We start from the raw sequence: 2277 nt of genomic DNA, 5'->3' as shown, positions 1-2277 counted from the left end.
CCCCCTTGGTTGTTGGGTTTGGCTTAACGACAGGACTAGGAACGTTTGCTTATGGAACCTCTAATGCAGCAGAAGGGATTCATAACATCCAACTTGGGAATGCAGGGGATATCCATACCAAGTCAAAAAACTTTATCCGAGATACGCTTTTCATGGGGAATGACAAGCTGTATCATCAGGTTGGTGGGATCTTTGTGACGGCGAGTGCCATCATGATTCCCATAGGGCAAACGCAGAGCGTTGCCAAGGGCTTGACCCAGTTTGCGATAGGGGAAGCAGGGGCCTATACAACGGGTCAAGTTGCCTATCATGGGACTAAGCTCCTAGGTGGTAGTGAAGAAGACGCCCAAACCGCAAACTTTATCGGAAACCTGGTAGGAGGCTATGCGGCAGCTTCGGCAGCCAGCAAGTTTAGTCTTAATAAGGTGAAAGTAGAGGTCGAAGCACCGAAGTATAACAGAGAACAAATTCTAAGAAATATAGAAGAAAGCAGGCTTGCGAGGGAGAGTTCAGGGTTTAAACAGTATGTGGCGAAGGAATATGCCTTAGCTGAAGAAATTAGGTATAAAAATTATTGGAATGAGCCAATATTAAAAATACCTAAAGGGAGTAGACCAGATCCAAAAACATATGTGAATTCGGAATATCTTACAAAACATTTTGCAGAATTCGATGAGGGAGCAACAGTTATTCAGACCGAGTGGGCTTATACAAACTATTCAGAAGCTAACGGTTTTGTTGGTGTACCTGATGACAATACACTTTTTGTTATGCCAACAAAGTACGCTGATAAGGTTATTAAAAATTCTAACGGAAACATCAACTATATTGAGGAAAAATTAGGGTTTCCTAAAGGTTATTTTAAATATGGGGGTGGTTTAGTTAGAATTGATATAGAAGATTTGAGTGATTTAGATTTAAGACTTCCTAGCGGGAATGAGACAGGAGCAAACTCACTATGGATACCTGGGGGAGAAACTTCAGGTGGAGTTCCTGAAGCTATTTTAAATACAGTTCCATTAGATAAGGCTAGAGTTAGTAGGATAGGAATAAAATAAATTGAGGGGAGAAGCAATGAATTTTAGAACTAAAATTTTAGAAGCTATAAAAGAAGGAAACGTTGAAGATATACTTCGTGGAAGGCAAAAGTATCGGATTGAACCCCCTGCTTTTGTTCCAGATGTTTTCCCTACAGATATTAACCAGGTGCTGTTTGAATATTTTTATAATCAAAGTGATATCAAAAATATTGAATTATTGTTAGAGAACTCTTTAATTAAATTGACAAAGAGTTCGGCTACGGATTTGTATATTTCAATATTATTTTTCGATTCAATACTCTTTATGGAAGATAAGGGTATTGCCACTTTTAAAATTGATACTTCAAAATTAGTAGCTGAAATAGCATCTGGAATACAAAAATTTCGGGAAGAATTAACGAAAAGTATAACTTTTAATAATGGATTAACCAAAAAAGAACCTATGAAAGTAGTTGTTCGTTTCAATCAGCGTTATAAAAATAAATATAATTTTTCAATTCTTGATGATTAAAAAATTTTTTAATCAAATGGCACGAATACGAGTTTATTTCTAATTATCTACGAAATAAACAATAAATAAAAATATTGAAGAAAATAGTTAATGGGGAACTTGAAAAAGCAAAAATTTGAATTTATATCCAATGATTACTAATTTAGATTATGAGTATTTAAAATTTCTTATTTCTAACGAATATAAGTAATTGGCATGGGAAACAAAAAGATGCCCTCACCAAGCAGTGGGAGACCTTCTCTAGTGACTACACGAGCTTTCAAACGGAGATGAATACCTTCTATGATGCTATCTGTGATGAAATCACTAGACTAGAGAATCAAAAGAATGAAGAAAATGGCATTATTGGCTGGTGTCAGAGTCAGATTAATAACCTGGGAAATTTCATCGAGAAGCTACTACATACGAAGGAGGGGTAAGGTCATGTATGGAACGATTCAATTATCCGAGGTTCTGTTTAACTCACACATCGGTAGTTTATCCAAGGCCAAGGCTAGTTTGGCAGGAGTTGGGAAACCAAGTTTTAATACGACAGCCACATCGAAAGGATTGGACTTGTATCAGGAACAATTCAATGAACTCCACTCGCTGGTGAAGACCTATGCGACCTTGCTGGAGACAGATATCGCCTTGATGGCAGGCACAGGGAAAGAGATGCATCGGACAGATAGTGTCCTGGGTCAAAACATGTTTCCTGGTTTGCAGTAGGGAGGTGCTATGAGTTAC

4 protein-coding genes are annotated in these 2277 nt (G+C 37.5%); all 4 read left to right on the top strand.

What is annotated here, in order from left to right; all coding sequences use genetic code 11:
• A partial coding sequence (locus SORDD15_RS10465) for a hypothetical protein (protein WP_231097618.1) occupies window positions 1-1058 on the top strand: 1058 nt, incomplete at its 5' end.
• 16 nt (window positions 1059-1074) lie between these two features.
• Complete coding sequence (locus SORDD15_RS03305) at window positions 1075-1551, top strand: hypothetical protein (RefSeq protein WP_061414322.1); 477 nt, start codon at window positions 1075-1077, stop codon at window positions 1549-1551.
• Window positions 1552-1733: 182 nt separating this feature from the next.
• Window positions 1734-1970, top strand: a complete 237-nt coding sequence (locus SORDD15_RS03300; protein WP_231097641.1) for a YwqH-like family protein — start codon at window positions 1734-1736, stop codon at window positions 1968-1970.
• Window positions 1971-1974: 4 nt separating this feature from the next.
• Window positions 1975-2259: a TIGR04197 family type VII secretion effector gene (locus tag SORDD15_RS03295; protein WP_061414319.1), complete on the top strand. Its 285-nt coding sequence runs from the start codon at window positions 1975-1977 to the stop codon at window positions 2257-2259.
• The last annotated feature ends 18 nt before the right edge of the window (window positions 2260-2277 follow it).

Origin of the sequence: Streptococcus oralis, assembly GCF_001578935.1 — a bacterium.
Lineage (GTDB): Bacteria > Bacillota > Bacilli > Lactobacillales > Streptococcaceae > Streptococcus > Streptococcus oralis_R.
This window is presented reverse-complemented; position numbering and strand designations above follow the sequence as displayed.

Excerpts from the sequence above, each read along its gene's own strand:
- SORDD15_RS03305 (WP_061414322.1), top strand. The coding sequence starts at position 1,075 with ATGAATTTTAGAACTAAAATTTTAGAAGCTATAAAAGAAGGAAACGTT.
- SORDD15_RS03295 (WP_061414319.1), top strand. The coding sequence starts at position 1,975 with ATGTATGGAACGATTCAATTATCCGAGGTTCTGTTTAACTCACACATC.